The sequence below is a fragment of the Streptacidiphilus pinicola genome (assembly GCF_003258295.1).
Taxonomy (GTDB): Bacteria; Actinomycetota; Actinomycetes; order Streptomycetales; family Streptomycetaceae; genus Streptacidiphilus; species Streptacidiphilus pinicola.
Map to the genome: position 1 here is coordinate 67,770 of NZ_QKYN01000082.1, position 14,128 is coordinate 81,897.

A 14,128-nucleotide genomic window follows, 5' to 3' on the forward strand; every position below is an offset into this window, starting at 1 on the left:
GGATGAGAGCAGGTGACAGGGATCGCACACTGTGCCTTCCCTCTGGAAGAGGGACGCTCTACTACTGAGCTACACCTGCGAGAGCCGCCCCGCTGACCTGGCCTTTCGGCTCCTGTCTGCGGTGCGTTCCGCTGAGAAGAACATTAGCCCATCTCGCGGGCCGTGATCACCACGGCGGGGCGGTATGTCCGTAATGTCCGAAAGGTCACACGGAGAGAACTCGGGGGGAGGTCTCAGCTGGCCTGGGCGAAGGCCTCGTAGACGTGCTTCGGGAGTCGGCCGCGGGCCGGCAGGTCGATTCCGCGCGACTGGGCCCAGGCGCGGACCGTCGCGGGGTCGGGTGCGATCTCGGTCCGGCGCGGGTGGGCCTTCAGGGCCGCACGGGCCTGCTTCCGGCCCGCCTGTACGTACGGAGCGAGCGCGGAGCGGAGTTTTTCCGCGTTCTCGGCCGACAGGTCGATCTCGTACGACTTTCCGTCGAGACCGAACGCAACCGTTTCCTCGGCGACGCCCCCGTCCAGATCGTCGGAGAGCGTGACCACAACGCGCTGAGCCATGGAAGCCAATCCTCTCGGGCTTTGCCGTGCGACCGCAGGTGCTGGCCGCGACCGGCGCTGCCATTCTGCACTCCGGGAGGCCCGGAATCGAAGAGGCAGGTTTTTCGGGACTTATTTTCGTGTCGTTTCGGTACCGCGTCGATACCGGTGCGAAACCTCAGAATCGTGCATTTTCCGTGAGGGCGTCACCGCACTTCGGCGGGGTTGGCACGGTCGGTCGGCGGGTATGCGGAGGGTGTCCGTGGCGCTACCCACGGGTAGGCGATTGTGTGAACCTCCGCACGATCCCCTGATCTACGCGCGTCACGCTGGATGAGTATCCAAGATCGCATTTTCGCCCCGGTAGGCTGGGAACTCCCCGCACCACTTATCACCGGGAGTACCAGTGGCACGCGTCGTGGTCGACGTCATGCTCAAGCCCGAGATCCTCGACCCCCAGGGCCAGGCGGTGCAGCGAGCACTGCCGCGGCTGGGCTTCGAGGGGATCGCCGATGTTCGGCAGGGCAAGCGTTTCGAGCTCGAGGTGGAGGGTCCGGTCGACGAGGCCGCGCTCGCCCGCATCCACCAGGCAGCCGAGACCTTCCTCGCCAACACCGTGATCGAGGACTTCGTGGTCCGCGTCGAGGAGAGCCAGTGACCGCCCGCGTCGGCGTCGTCACCTTCCCCGGCAGTCTTGACGACCGCGACGCCCTGCGCGCGGTGAAGCTGGCCGGTGCCGAGCCGGTCGCGCTCTGGCACCGCGACAAGGACCTGCACCAGGTCGACGCCGTGGTCCTGCCGGGCGGCTTCTCCTACGGCGACTACCTGCGCGCCGGCGCCATCTCGCGCTTCTCGCCGGTGATGGAGACGATCATCGAGCAGGCCAAGGGCGGCATGCCGGTCCTCGGCATCTGCAACGGCTTCCAGGTGCTGACCGAGTCGCACCTGCTGCCGGGCGCGATGCTGCGCAACAACCACCTGCACTTCGTCTGCAAGGACCAGAAGCTGCGGGTCGAGAACAACACGACCGCCTGGACCAGCGACTACGCGCAGGGCCAGGAGATCATGATTCCGCTCAAGAACATGGACGGCCGGTTCACCGCGGACCGCCGCACCATCGACGAGCTGGAGGCCGAGGGCCGGGTCGTCTTCCGCTACCTGGACGGCAACCCCAACGGCTCGATCGACGACATCGCCGGCATCACCAACGCCGCGGGCAACGTCGTCGGCCTGATGCCGCACCCCGAGCACGCCGTGGAGCCGCTCATCGGCACCGGCGGCACGGACGGCACCGGCTTCTTCACCTCGATTCTCAAGCGACTGGTGAACGCATGACTCTCGACACCGTCAAGAACGCCTCCGAGACCCCGGACGTCGAGCTCCCCTGGGCCGCGCTGGGTCTCAAGGAGGACGAGTACCTCAAGATCCGCGAGATCCTGGGCCGTCGTCCCACCGGCGCCGAGCTGGCCATGTACTCGGTGATGTGGTCCGAGCACTGCTCCTACAAGTCGAGCAAGGTGCACCTGCGCCAGTTCGGCGAGAAGGCCCCGCAGTCCGACGCCATGCTCGTCGGCATCGGCGAGAACGCCGGCGTCGTCGACGTGGGCCAGGGCTACGCGGTCACCTTCAAGATCGAGTCGCACAACCACCCGTCGTACGTCGAGCCCTACCAGGGCGCGGCCACCGGCGTCGGCGGCATCGTCCGCGACATCATCTCGATGGGCGCCCGCCCGGTCGCCGTGATGGACCCGCTGCGCTTCGGCGCGCCGGACCACCCGGACACCAAGCGCGTGCTGCCCGGCGTCGTCGCCGGCATCGGCGGCTACGGCAACTGCCTGGGCCTGCCCAACATCGGTGGCGAGGTCGTCTTCGACGCCTGCTACCAGGGCAACCCGCTGGTGAACGCGCTCGCCGTGGGCGTCATGAAGCACGAGGACATCCACCTGGCCAAGGCGTCCGGCGCCGGCAACAAGGTCGTCCTCTACGGTGCCCGCACCGGTGGCGACGGCATCGGCGGCGCCTCGATCCTGGCCTCGGAGACCTTCGAGGGCGGCACGCCCACCAAGCGTCCCGCGGTCCAGGTCGGCGACCCGTTCCAGGAGAAGCTGCTGATCGAGTGCACCCTGGAGGCCTTCCGGGCGCAGCTCGTCGTCGGCATCCAGGACCTCGGCGCGGCCGGTCTCTCCTGCGCCACCAGCGAGCTCGCCTCCAACGGTTCCGGCGGCATGCGCTGCGACCTGGACGACGTCCCGCTGCGCGACGCGACGCTCACTCCTGAGGAGATCCTCATGAGCGAGTCGCAGGAGCGCATGTGCGCGGTCGTCGAGCCCGAGAAGATCGACGCCTTTCTCGCGATCTGCGAGAAGTGGGACGTCACGGCCACCGTCATCGGTGAGGTCACCGACGGCGACCGCCTGGAGATCTTCTGGCACGGCGAGAAGATCGTCGACGTGGACCCGCGCACCGTCGCCCACGACGGCCCGGTCTACGAGCGCCCGTACCACCGCCCGTCCTGGCAGGACGCCCTGCAGGCCGACGCCCCGACCGCCGAGCGCCTCGCGCGTCCGGCCACGGGCGACGAGCTGCGCGCGGCCGTGCTCCAGCTGGTCGGCTCGGTCAACCAGGCCGACAAGAGCTGGATCACCAGCCAGTACGACCGCTTCGTGCTCGGCAACACCGTGCTGGCCATGCCGGAGGACTCCGGCATGATCCGCGTCGACGAGTCCACCAACCTGGGCGTCGCGATCGCCACGGACGGCAACGGCCGCTACACCAAGCTCGACCCGTACACCGGTTCGCAGTTGGCGCTGGCCGAGGCCTACCGCAACGTCGCCGCGACCGGCGCCAAGCCGCTGGCCGTCTCCGACTGCCTCAACTTCGGCTCCCCGGAGGACCCGGAGGTCATGTGGCAGTTCGCCGAGGCCACCCGTGGTCTCGCGGACGGCTGCCTGACGCTTGGCACCCCGGTCACCGGCGGCAACGTCTCGCTCTACAACCAGACGGGCTCCGAGGCGATCCACCCGACGCCGGTCGTGGCCGTGCTCGGTGTGATCGACGACGTCACCCGCCGCACCCCGATGGCGTTCGCGGAGGAGGGCCAGCTGGTCTACCTCCTCGGCACCACCGAGGACGAGCTGGGCGGTTCGGCCTGGGCGCAGGTGGCCCACAACCACCTCGGCGGCCTGCCGCCGAAGCTGGACCTCGACCGCGAGAAGCTGCTCGCCGAGATCCTGATCGCCGCCTCGCGCGACGGCATGATCGACGCGGCGCACGACCTCTCCGACGGCGGCCTGATCCAGGCCGCGGTCGAGAGCGCGCTCAAGGGCGGCCAGGGCCTGCGCCTGATCGTCCCGGACGGGCTGGACCCCTTCGTGTTCCTCTTCTCCGAGTCGGCCGGCCGCGCGATCGTCTCCGTGCCGCGCAGCGAGGAGCTCCGCTTCACCGAGATGTGCGGCGTCCGGGGCCTGCCGGCCACCCGCATCGGCGTCGTCGACGGCGATGTGATCGAGCTTCAGGGCCGGTTCACCCTCCCGCTCGCCGAGCTCCGCGAGGCGAACACCGGCGTGATCGAGGCGCTGCTCGCGTAGGACCCCCGGCATCACGTCACGGGCCCGGTTGCAGTGATGCGACCGGGCCCGTGTCACGTTCTGCGCGGTGACGTCCGCGATACCGTCGAAGACGTGACCGAAAGCGCCGTCCTTTCGACCTTCGAGGAGCACCGTCCCACGCTCTTCGGCATCGCCTACCGCATGTTGAGCAGCGTGGCCGACGCCGAGGACATCGTGCAGGACGCGTGGCTGAAGTGGAGCGCCGTCGATGTCGCACAGATCACCCAGCCGCGCGCCTATCTCGCGCGGACCGTCACCAACCTCTCGCTCAACAGGCTCCGGTCGGCGAGCGCACAGCGCGAGTCCTACGTCGGCCCGTGGCTCCCCGAGCCGTTGGTGACCGCGCCGGACGCGAGCGGCCCAGTCGAGCAGGCGGAGACGGTCTCACTGGCCATGCTGGTGGTGCTGGAGACGCTCTCGCCGCTGGAGCGGGCGGTCTTCCTGCTCAAGGAGGCCTTCGGGTTCTCCTACGCCGAGATCGGCGGCATGCTGGACCGCTCCGAGTCGGCGGTCCGTCAGGTCGGCAGCCGCGCCCGCTCCCACGTGCAGGCGCGACGCCCCCGCTACGACGCCCCGGCGGAGATGCGCCGGGCGGTCACCGAGGAGTTCCTCGCCGCGTGCCTGGGCGGCGACCTCAACCGGATGATGGAGCTGCTCGCGCCCGACGTCACGGTCTGGTCCGACGGCGGCGGCAAGATCCGCGCCGCGCTGCGCCCGTTGCACGGCGCCGGCAAGGTCGCGCGCTGGACCCTGGGCGTCCTCGGCCGCTACCTGCCGAAGGACCTCGGGCTGCATCCGGTGGACGTCAACGGCAGGTTCGGCTTCCTGATCACCACGGATGGCGTTCCGGACGACGTCTTCACCATGGAGCTGGACGAGAACGGCCGGATCACGGAGGTCCGTCTGGTCCGCAACCCCGACAAGCTCCGGCACGTCAACACGCCGTGGCCGCAGTCGCCTACCGGCGGGTGAACCGGGCGACTGCCACGCCGCCGAGGCAGAGCATGCCACCGCCGACGGCGACCCAGGTGGGCGTCTCGCCCAGCATCATCCAGCCGAGCAGGATCGAGATCGGCGGGACGAGGTAGGTGGTGGCGCCGAGCTTGCCCGCCTTCGTGCGGGCCAGCGCGTAGCCCCAGGTGGTGAAGGCGACGGCGGTCGGCATCAGGCCCAGGTACACGGTCCAGGCAATGGCGGAGGTGTGCGCCTTGGGCAGCTCGCTCGCCAGCTGCGGCCCGAACGGCAGGCACACGATCACGCCGACGACGCAGGCCAGGAACGTCAGCGGCAGTGCGGAGACCCGGCTGAGCAGGGGCTTCTGCAGGATCACCGAGGTCGCGTAGACCACGGCGGAGCCGATGCAGAGGGCTGCGCCGAGCCAGTCGGTGTGGCCGTGCTGGGCCGAGCCGAAACCGATGACCAGCACGCCCGAGAACGAGACCGCGACGCCGAGCAGCAGCGACTTCGGCAGACCCTCCTTGAGGGCCACCCCCGCGATCACGGCGATCAGGATCGGGCTGACGTTGACCAGCATCGACGCCGTTCCGGCGTCCACCCGCTGCTCGGCGGCGTTCAGCATCAGGTTGTAGGCGCCGAACCACAGCACGCCGATCAGCACGATGCGCGGCAGGTCGCGCCGCGACGGCCACTGATCCCGCCGGACCAGCACCATCACGCCCAGCGCGGCGGCCCCGACGAGGAGCCGCAGCAGCGCGAGCGGTCCCGCCGACAGGTCGTGCCCGGCGGACCGGATCCCGACGAAGGCGGAGGCCCACAGCACGACGGTGACGCCCGCTGCGACGGCGGCGAGGCGCGCGGGCTTGCTCGTCACGGCGGGGGAGTCGGAGACGGGGGTCGTGGTGCTGCTGTCCGTGGTCACGCCTCAAGGGTTCCGGCGCGGCAAGGCGCGATGCAAGCGGTAAACCGCCACGTCACTACTGACATCCCGCCAACGCGCCCGTCGGGGCGAGGGCAACTGACTAGGCTGCCTGGCATGCCGCCAGCCTCGCGTTCTCGCGCCCGTACCTACGACCGGCTCAAGTCCCGTGCCGCGCTGCGGGCGCAGGCGACGGCGATCAACGGCGTCGTGGCGGGGCTGGACGACGCGCAGCTCGCGCTGCCGACGCGGGTGGGGGCCTGGCGGGTACGGGAGCTCGTTGTGCATCTCGCCGGCGCACTGGACGCCCTGCCACGCTTTCTCGCCGCACCCGACGACGGGCAGGCCCTGACCACCATCGCGGACTGGGCCGCCGGGACGGCCGGCGCGGCGGACGCGATCGAGGAGGACGCGTTCGAGCGGGCCGCCGGCGCGGAGGATCCGCGGGAGGTGTTCGTGCGCGCCCTCGACGCCGCGTCGACGGTGCTGGACGCGGACCATGGACCCGCGACGCGGGTGACGCACCGCCGGGGCGCCATGCTGCTGGACGACTACCTGGTGACCCGCCTGGTCGAGACCGTCGTCCACGCCGACGACCTCGCGGACGCGCTCAAGCTGGACCCCTTCCCGCACGACCGGCACGCCCTCGCCTCCGCCTGCCGGGTGCTCGCGGACGCGCTCGCGACGAAGGCCCCCGGCGGAGCCGTCGAGCTGCGGATCCCGCCGTTCGCGGTCGTCCAGTGCGTCGAGGGCCCCCGGCACACCCGCGGCACGCCGCCGAACGTCGTGGAGACCACACCGCTGCCCTGGATCCGCCTCGCGACCGGGCGTCTGAGCTGGGCCGACGCGCTCGACGTGGCGGAACTCACGGCCAGTGGTGAGCGCAGTGATCTGTCCTCGCTACTGCCTGTGATGAGCTGAGGCCGTTCTACGCGCGTCCAGAGTGGTTTCCCGAGCTGGGCGAACCGCGCTCGTCTGCCCGGCGTGTCGACCTGCCCTAGACTCGATGTCGTGCCACGCGGTGACGGACGACTCAGCCATGACCTCCTTCCCGGCGAGAAGGGCCCGCAGGACGCCTGCGGCGTCTTCGGAGTCTGGGCCCCCGGTGAAGAGGTAGCCAAACTCACCTACTTCGCCCTCTACGCTCTGCAGCACCGCGGACAGGAGTCCGCGGGGATCGCGGTGAGCAACGGCTCCCAGATCCTGGTCTACAAGGACATGGGCCTCGTCTCCCAGGTCTTCGACGAGACCTCCCTCAACTCGCTGCAGGGCCACATCGCGGTCGGCCACTGCCGCTACTCCACCACCGGCTCCTCGGTGTGGGAGAACGCGCAGCCGACCTTCCGCGCGACCGCGCACGGCAGCCTCGCGCTCGGTCACAACGGCAACCTGGTCAACACCGCCGAGCTGTCCAAGCTGGTCTCCGAGCTGCCCGGCGAGGAGCACGTCTCCCGCTCCGGCCGGCCGGTCGTCACCAACGACACCGACCTGCTCACCGCCCTGATCGCGGGCCAGCCGGACCTCTCCATCGAGGAGACCGCCCGCCAGATCCTGCCGAAGGTCAAGGGCGCCTTCTCGCTCGTCTTCATGGACGAGCAGACCCTCTACGCCGCCCGCGACCCGCAGGGCATCCGTCCGCTCGTCCTCGGCCGCCTGGAGCGCGGCTGGGTCGTGGCCTCGGAGACCGCCGCGCTCGACATCGTCGGCGCCTCCTTCATCCGCGAGGTCGAGCCCGGCGAGCTGATCGCCGTCGACGAGAACGGCCTGCGCACCTCCCGCTTCGCCGAGGCCGCGCCCAAGGGCTGCGTCTTCGAGTACGTCTACCTGGCCCGCCCGGACACCACCATCTCCGGCCGCAACGTGCACCTCTCCCGGGTGGAGATGGGCCGCACGCTGGCCAAGGAGGCCCCGGTCGAGGCCGACCTGGTGATAGCGACCCCCGAGTCCGGCACCCCGGCCGCGATCGGCTACGCCGAGGCCTCCGGCATCCCCTTCGGCTCCGGCCTGGTCAAGAACGCCTATGTGGGCCGGACCTTCATCCAGCCCAACCAGACCATCCGCCAGCTGGGCATCCGGCTCAAGCTGAACCCGCTCAAGGACGTCATCCGCGGCAAGCGGCTGGTCGTCGTGGACGACTCGATCGTCCGTGGCAACACCCAGCGCGCCCTGGTCCGGATGCTCCGCGAGGCGGGCGCGGCCGAGGTCCACATCCGGATCTCCTCCCCGCCGGTCAAGTGGCCCTGCTTCTACGGCATCGACTTCGCCACCCGGGCCGAGCTGATCGCCAACGGCCTGTCGGTCGACGAGATCGCCGCCTCGCTGGGCGCCGACTCGCTGGCCTACATCTCCATCGACGGCATGATCGCCGCCACCGACCAGCCCAAGGACCGGCTCTGCCGGGCCTGCTTCGACGGGGAGTACCCCGTCGAGCTGCCCGACCCGGAGCTCCTGGGCAAGCACCTGCTGGAGGCGGAGATCTCCGCCGCCAAGCAGCCCCCGGCCACCCGTGGCGGCAACCGCTCCGACGTCGACGGCGTGCAGACGCTGCTCGGCGGCCCCGGCGCGGCGGACGCCCTGCGGCGGCCGTGAGCCTCCAGAGTTTCCTGCTCAACCTTCCAGACCCGAAAGGGCCGTCCCGTGTCTGACCAGTCCACCGGTGCCACCTACGCCGCCGCCGGCGTCTCCATCGAGGCCGGGGATCTGGCCGTCGAGCTGATGAAGAAGTGGGTCGGCAAGGCCTCCCGCCCCGAGGTCGTCGGCGGCCTGGGCGGCTTCGCCGGCCTCTTCGACGCCAGCGCCTTCAAGCGCTACGAGCGCCCGCTGCTGGCCACCGCCACGGACGGCGTCGGCACCAAGGTCGCGCTGGCCGCGGCGATGGACAAGCACGACACCATCGGCCACGACCTCGTCGGCATGGTCGTCGACGACCTGGTGGTCTGCGGCGCCGAGCCGCTTTTCATGACCGACTACATCTGCGTCGGCAAGGTCCACCCGGAGCGGGTCGCGCAGATCGTCAAGGGCATTGCCGAGGGCTGCGTCCTGGCCGGCTGCGCGCTGGTCGGCGGCGAGACCGCGGAGCACCCGGGTCTGCTCGGCCCGGACGAGTACGACGTGGCGGGCGCCGGCACCGGCGTCGTCGAGGCCGACCGGCTGCTCGGCGCGGAGCGGGTCCGCGCGGGAGACGTCGTGATCGCGATGGCCGCCTCCGGCCTGCACTCCAACGGCTACTCGCTGGTCCGCCACGTCCTGCTGAACCAAGCCGGCTGGCAGCTGGACCGGGAGGTCCCGGAGTTCGGCCGCACGCTCGGCGAGGAGCTGCTGGAGCCCACGCGGATCTACTCGCTGGACTGTCTGGCGCTCGCCCGCGCCACCGAGATCCACGCCTTCTCCCACGTCACCGGCGGCGGCCTGGCGGCGAACCTGGCCCGCGTCATCCCGGCCGGCCTGCACGCCCGGCTGGACCGCGGCACGTGGACGCCGATGCCGGTGTTCCAGACGGTGGCCGAGGTGGGCCGGATGGAGACGCTGGAGATCGAGAAGACCCTCAACATGGGCATCGGCATGGTCGCCGTGGTCCCGCCGGAGTCCGTGGACGCCGTTCTCGCCATCCTGGAGGACCGCGACGTGGAGGCCTGGGTCCTCGGCGACATCGTGGACCGTGCCGGGGACTACGCCAAGGCGGACGGCGCGGCCCTGTACGGCGCCTACGCCTGACCGTCACGCCCTCCTGGGGCCCGCGCACGCCGCGGGCCCGGGAGAGGGCGCAGAACCGGACGCAGAGACGACGAAGGGCCGACCCGGTCAGACCGGATCGGCTTCGTCGTTTTCAGGGTGTGGTGACGTCAGGCCCGTTTGCGCGAGGGACTCTCGTCCACGTCCTCGTCGTCGTCCACGTCGTTGTACAGCTGTGCGTACGAGGCGTAAGGATCGTCGTCCTCTTCCTCGTCGTCGTCGAACGGCTCCGGATTGACCGTGTCGTTCGGATCCGACACGCCCAGCTCATTAGCCAGGCGTGACGCGTCGAAGCCGCCGCTGTTGTACTTCAGCTGGCGGGCGACCTTTGTCTGCTTGGCCTTGGCCCGGCCGCGCCCCATGGCTCGACCCCCTCAACGACGGAGCCTCTGGCTCCGAGTCTTGTCACGCGTTCATGATTCGGAACGGCTCCTCGCCGAAGATGAGAGAGCCGGTCCTTAGAGCAACAACGGTACCTGCTTCCAGCGCCGTACGGTACGCCGCCTGTGCGACGTGGCGCACGCCACCCCGGGTTGTGACCATATTGATGCAGGTCAGCGCCGCAAAACGGGCTGGGAACGGCCCCGTGGGCCGCGTGCCCCAAGTGACCGTTCCGACACGATTATCCCCCGTACGGGCAAGGGGTATCCCCCGGACGGGGGCTTCAGGTGAGAACGCCGTTCCCGTCCGGGGGTATGCCCGCGGGAGGTTCTCCTCCCGCGGGCGAAGCGCCGGTGACGCGCGGGTGACGCGCGGGTCAGCGCGAGCGCGGCAGCAGGATCGTCCGGAGACGGCCGACCTCGGCCATCCGGCGCTCGGCCAGACGGTCCGCGGCGACGGCCGGCGGGACGCCGTCCGAGTCGGCCAGGGCGAAGATCTCCAGCGTGGTGTCGAAGATCTTCGACGCCTTGGCCTTGGCCCGGTCGAAGTTGAAGCCCTCGATCTCGTCGGCCACCTGGATCACGCCGCCGGCGTTGATCACGTAGTCCGGCGCGTAGAGGATGCCGCGGTCGGCCAGGTCCTTCTCCACGCCCGGGTGCGCCAGCTGGTTGTTGGCGGCACCGGCGACGATCTTCGCGGTCAGCGCGGGGACGGTCTCGTCGTTCAGCGCGCCGCCGAGCGCGCAGGGGGCGTAGACGTCCAGGTTCGCGGCGATCAGCGCGGCGGTGTCCGCGGCGACCTCGACGCCCGGGTGGGCGGCGCGCACGCGGTTGACCGCCTCCTCGCGCACGTCGGTCACCACGACCTGCGCGCCGTCCTCGATCAGGTGCTCGACGAGGTAGTGGCCGACCTTGCCGATGCCGGCCACGCCGACGCGGCGGCCCTCGAGGGAGGGGGAGCCCCACTTGTGCTGCGCGGCGGCGCGCATGCCCTGGAAGACGCCGAAGGAGGTGAGCACCGAGGAGTCGCCTGCGCCGCCGTACTCGGGGGAGCGGCCGGTGACGAAGTCGCACTCGCGGGCGATGACGTCCATGTCGGCCACGTAGGTGCCGACGTCGCAGGCGGTGACGTAGCGACCGCCGAGGGACTGGACGAAGCGGCCGTATGCGCGCAGCAGCGCCTCGGTCTTGATCTTGGTGGGGTCGCCGATGATGACGGCCTTGCCGCCGCCGAGGTCGAGCCCGGCCATGGCGTTCTTGTAGGACATGCCGCGGGAGAGGTTGAGGGCGTCCTGGACGGCCTCTTCCTCGGTCGCGTAGGGGTGGAACCGGGTGCCGCCGAGGGCGGGGCCCAGGGCGGTGGAGTGGATCGCGACGACGGCCTTCAGGCCTGTGTCGCGGTCGTGGCACAGGACGACCTGCTCATGGCTGTCGCCGGGGGCCCCGTTGGGGTCGTTCGCGAAGATCCGGCTGAGTACGCCGGAACGCTCACTGACATCGGTCACGGTGGTGACTCCATTGTCGACTCGCGTCCGCTTGCTGTGGTGCGGACGTTCTGTGTGAAGCGTAGGACCGCCACCGTGCGGCGCGGTACGGGGTCCAGCAGGCGGACGTCGTGGCGTGGTCCGTCACCGGTGCCGTTGGGGGTGCCCTGCCCTGGTCCGTCCCCGGGCCGGAACGGACCCGGGGCTTCCGGGGCGCCGGAGGGGCGCGGCGTGCGACGATGCCAAGGTGCCTACCTTGCGGACCTCGGTGCATCCTCCCTACGCCGCCTACTTGCGCGTCTACGAGCCGCTGGCCGCCTTCGCGGAGCCGGAGCGCTCGTACTGGCAGAGCTACGCCGCCGAGGGACCGAGGCTGCGCGCGGTCGACGAGCACCGGGCCCGGCTGGCCGACCTGACGGCCGTTCCGCCGCTGGCCGTCCCGGAGAAGGAGAGCCGCGACGCGTTCGTGCACGAGGCCGACGGCGTCCTCTATCTCTGCCCCTGGCGCACCCGGCTGCGCAGCTGGCTGGCGCTGGCGGAGCTGCGCGAGGAGATCCCGGGGCCGCTGCTGGACGCGGCGGTCCCGCCCGTGGTGCGGGCGCAGGCCGAGTCGGACTGGGACCGCTGGCGCACCCGGTACCCCGACGGCCGCCCGTGGATCCTGACCAGCACGTGGAGCATCCCGGTCCGCTGGTTCCTGCTCTTCGGTGACGACGAGCGCGAGTACATCCCCTCCGCCACCGAGCTGGCGGTCGACGGCCCGGACGGCTTCCCCGACGGCCTGCCGGGCGGCGCGGCGGAGGAGTCCCCGGCGGACGGGCGCGACGCGCGTGACGCCCGGGAGGTCAGGGACGCGCGGGAGGACGGGGCGGGCGTGAAGCGGCGACCCGCGCCGGTGCTGCGCTACCGCACCCCCATGGCTCAGGCCCGTCGTCGGGTGGCGCGCGGCTTCCGGGTGCTGCGCGAGACGCTCGACGCCGGCCCGCTGGTCGACGGCGTCGAGGAGGTCGGGCGCTGGCTGGAGGAGTTCCACCCGCGCTCGCTGGTCGAGCTGGACTACGGCGGTCTGGTGCACGCGATCCCCGAGCAGCGGCTGGCGGGGGACCGGTCCGCCGAGGAGGTGGCCGAGGGCGTCGCCGCGCTGCGTGCCGGGGATCCGGTCCGGGCCGGCCGCTGCTATCGCGCGCTGACCGAGCGCTGGCGCCGGGTTCAGGAGCTTCAGTACGCGAACTGACCCCGCTGACCTGGGGGAGTCCCGTTCCGGAAGAGCCTCGGGACGGCTGTCACCACTCGCAATGGTCACAGCTGTGACACGACGCGGAAGCGGGATGGCGACGAGAGGCGGGTCTACGCGCGTCCAGGCCTGGCGGAGTTCCGCCACGACGGATCACGCCATGGACGGCCCCCGGACCAGTCGGACATGCGTGGCACCATCTCCTCAGACGTCACAGGGGCGCTTAACCCATCTCCACATGGGACCTAAGTCCCAGATCGGGTCAATCCCCCATCAACGTGACGTGACTCACCGTTGACGCGAAGGTCGCACTGGGTGTCAAAATAGGACAACCAGCCTCACTGCAGTGCCGCTCTGCCCACGTAAGAGTGGTTCTGCGGACATTGAGGGCCTTCGCGGGGGAAGCGGGGGTTCTGAATGCCGTGACGGGGGGTCGCTTTGCGGTGACTGTCCGTTATGGCCCGGTCCATAGCCATCCGTCGACCTTGGCCCCTGAGGGGTCAATTCCGCCGGTTTGGCTGATTGGACTGGACGGATGGTGTAGTTGTAGTGCCAAGGACAAGCCGTTCGTCCTATTACCGACTTGGTGGGTGATGGCCATTTCGGACATCGCACACCAAGGTGCAGAATTTCTAGGAAAGAACCGTGTTGGTTCGGTTCTCCCGAGGAGGCCGCTCATGACCGCTCGTACCCCTGATGCCGAACCCCTGCTGACGCCGGCCGAGGTCGCCACCATGTTCCGCGTTGACCCGAAGACGGTCACCCGCTGGGCCAAGGCTGGCAAGCTCACCTCGATCCGGACGCTGGGGGGTCACCGCCGCTACCGCGAGGCGGAGGTGCGCGCCCTGCTCGCGGGCATTCCGCAGCAGCGCACGGAGGCCTGAGAGGCTTCGAGTATCAGCTTCACACTGCATCGGACTCCGCCGGGTCCGATGCAGTTTTTTGTTTTCTGGAATTGCATTTCCGTGCTGTGCAATTGTACATATAAAATGAGCGGGCGATCGAGCGGTCGGAACGTGAGCAGTGGTCAAGAAAAGTTAAGTGACTCGCGTCACACCGCTCACACACGACCCACACATCCGGCAGGCAAACAGATCAGCCCGGATCCGAATGGATCCGGGCTGATCTCTGTGTGCGACCCCGACGGGACTTGAACCCGCGACCTCCACCTTGACAGGGTGGCGAGCTAACCAACTGCTCCACGGGGCCTTGTGCGAGTGAGACTCTACTGCATGGCCGGGGCCCCGGTCGAATCGCTCTTCGAGTGCCGTCGTGCGG

The 14,128-nt window shown here is 70.1% G+C and carries 13 protein-coding genes and 2 tRNA genes; 9 read left to right on the forward strand and 6 right to left on the reverse strand.

All coding sequences use genetic code 11. The features are described 5' to 3' along the window. Nucleotides 1-7 precede the first annotated feature (7 nt). Nucleotides 8-79 (reverse strand) — tRNA-Gly (locus DN069_RS21235). 154 nt (nucleotides 80-233) lie between these two features. Continuing rightward, complete coding sequence (locus tag DN069_RS21240; protein ID WP_111503148.1) at nucleotides 234-557, reverse strand: histone-like nucleoid-structuring protein Lsr2; 324 nt, start codon at nucleotides 555-557, stop codon at nucleotides 234-236. Nucleotides 558-942: 385 nt separating this feature from the next. Between DN069_RS21240 and purS the strand changes: the two genes are divergently transcribed. The 4 genes from purS to DN069_RS21260 all read left to right on the forward strand — a co-directional run bounded on the left by purS (nucleotide 943) and on the right by DN069_RS21260 (nucleotide 5,116). Further along, nucleotides 943-1,194, forward strand: coding sequence for a phosphoribosylformylglycinamidine synthase subunit PurS (purS, locus tag DN069_RS21245; protein ID WP_111503150.1), 252 nt, complete (start codon nucleotides 943-945; stop codon nucleotides 1,192-1,194). Beyond that, nucleotides 1,191-1,871, forward strand: a complete 681-nt coding sequence (gene purQ / locus DN069_RS21250) for a phosphoribosylformylglycinamidine synthase subunit PurQ (RefSeq protein ID WP_111503152.1) — start codon at nucleotides 1,191-1,193, stop codon at nucleotides 1,869-1,871. The genes purS and purQ overlap by 4 nt, the downstream gene beginning before the upstream one ends. Further along, nucleotides 1,868-4,123: a phosphoribosylformylglycinamidine synthase subunit PurL gene (gene purL, locus DN069_RS21255; RefSeq protein ID WP_111503154.1), complete on the forward strand. Its 2,256-nt coding sequence runs from the start codon at nucleotides 1,868-1,870 to the stop codon at nucleotides 4,121-4,123. The genes purQ and purL overlap by 4 nt, the downstream gene beginning before the upstream one ends. Before the next feature lie 93 nt (nucleotides 4,124-4,216). After that, nucleotides 4,217-5,116, forward strand: a complete 900-nt coding sequence (locus DN069_RS21260; protein ID WP_279387918.1) for an RNA polymerase sigma-70 factor — start codon at nucleotides 4,217-4,219, stop codon at nucleotides 5,114-5,116. Here DN069_RS21260 and DN069_RS21265 read toward each other — a convergent pair. Then, nucleotides 5,103-6,023, reverse strand: coding sequence for a DMT family transporter (locus DN069_RS21265; RefSeq protein ID WP_207892216.1), 921 nt, complete (start codon nucleotides 6,021-6,023; stop codon nucleotides 5,103-5,105). The genes DN069_RS21260 and DN069_RS21265 overlap by 14 nt on opposite strands. Before the next feature lie 114 nt (nucleotides 6,024-6,137). Between DN069_RS21265 and DN069_RS21270 the strand changes: the two genes are divergently transcribed. From DN069_RS21270 to purM, 3 genes are all read left to right on the forward strand, one after another. Further along, entirely contained in the window at nucleotides 6,138-6,941 is an 804-nt protein-coding gene (locus DN069_RS21270; protein WP_111503158.1) for a maleylpyruvate isomerase family mycothiol-dependent enzyme, read from the forward strand. 90 nt (nucleotides 6,942-7,031) lie between these two features. After that, a complete protein-coding gene (gene purF, locus DN069_RS21275) occupies nucleotides 7,032-8,609 on the forward strand; it encodes an amidophosphoribosyltransferase (protein ID WP_111503160.1) in 1,578 nt (525 codons plus the stop codon). 48 nt (nucleotides 8,610-8,657) lie between these two features. Continuing rightward, nucleotides 8,658-9,734 (forward strand): phosphoribosylformylglycinamidine cyclo-ligase, encoded by a 1,077-nt coding sequence (gene purM / locus DN069_RS21280; protein ID WP_111503161.1) that lies wholly within the window; start codon nucleotides 8,658-8,660, stop codon nucleotides 9,732-9,734. Nucleotides 9,735-9,862: 128 nt separating this feature from the next. Here the strand turns inward: purM and DN069_RS21285 are convergent, their stop codons facing one another. Together DN069_RS21285 and DN069_RS21290 are read right to left on the reverse strand one after the other, a co-directional pair. Beyond that, a complete protein-coding gene (locus DN069_RS21285) occupies nucleotides 9,863-10,114 on the reverse strand; it encodes a DUF3073 domain-containing protein (protein WP_111503163.1) in 252 nt (83 codons plus the stop codon). 395 nt (nucleotides 10,115-10,509) lie between these two features. Further along, nucleotides 10,510-11,637: a Glu/Leu/Phe/Val dehydrogenase dimerization domain-containing protein gene (locus DN069_RS21290; protein WP_111503165.1), complete on the reverse strand. Its 1,128-nt coding sequence runs from the start codon at nucleotides 11,635-11,637 to the stop codon at nucleotides 10,510-10,512. A gap of 226 nt (nucleotides 11,638-11,863) precedes the next feature. Here DN069_RS21290 and DN069_RS21295 point away from each other — a divergent pair, with 226 nt between their 5' ends. Next, nucleotides 11,864-12,850 carry a DUF8083 family protein gene (locus DN069_RS21295; protein ID WP_111503167.1) on the forward strand — a complete coding sequence of 329 codons (987 nt, stop codon included), beginning with the start codon at nucleotides 11,864-11,866 and terminating at the stop codon, nucleotides 12,848-12,850. Between the two features lie 677 nt (nucleotides 12,851-13,527). Then, nucleotides 13,528-13,734 (forward strand): developmental transcriptional regulator BldC, encoded by a 207-nt coding sequence (gene bldC, locus DN069_RS21300; RefSeq protein WP_033321412.1) that lies wholly within the window; start codon nucleotides 13,528-13,530, stop codon nucleotides 13,732-13,734. Nucleotides 13,735-13,985: 251 nt separating this feature from the next. Here the strand turns inward: bldC and DN069_RS21305 are convergent. Next, nucleotides 13,986-14,059: transfer RNA gene (locus DN069_RS21305), tRNA-Asp, on the reverse strand. Nucleotides 14,060-14,128 lie beyond the last annotated feature (69 nt).

Bases quoted from the DNA above. Each gene is read 5' to 3' on its own strand.
- DN069_RS21285 (WP_111503163.1), bottom strand. From the start codon at position 10,114: ATGGGGCGCGGCCGGGCCAAGGCCAAGCAGACAAAGGTCGCCCGCCAG.
- bldC (WP_033321412.1), top strand. From the start codon at position 13,528: ATGACCGCTCGTACCCCTGATGCCGAACCCCTGCTGACGCCGGCCGAG.
- purL (WP_111503154.1), top strand. From the start codon at position 1,868: ATGACTCTCGACACCGTCAAGAACGCCTCCGAGACCCCGGACGTCGAG.
- DN069_RS21240 (WP_111503148.1), bottom strand. From the start codon at position 557: ATGGCTCAGCGCGTTGTGGTCACGCTCTCCGACGATCTGGACGGGGGC.
- DN069_RS21270 (WP_111503158.1), top strand. From the start codon at position 6,138: ATGCCGCCAGCCTCGCGTTCTCGCGCCCGTACCTACGACCGGCTCAAG.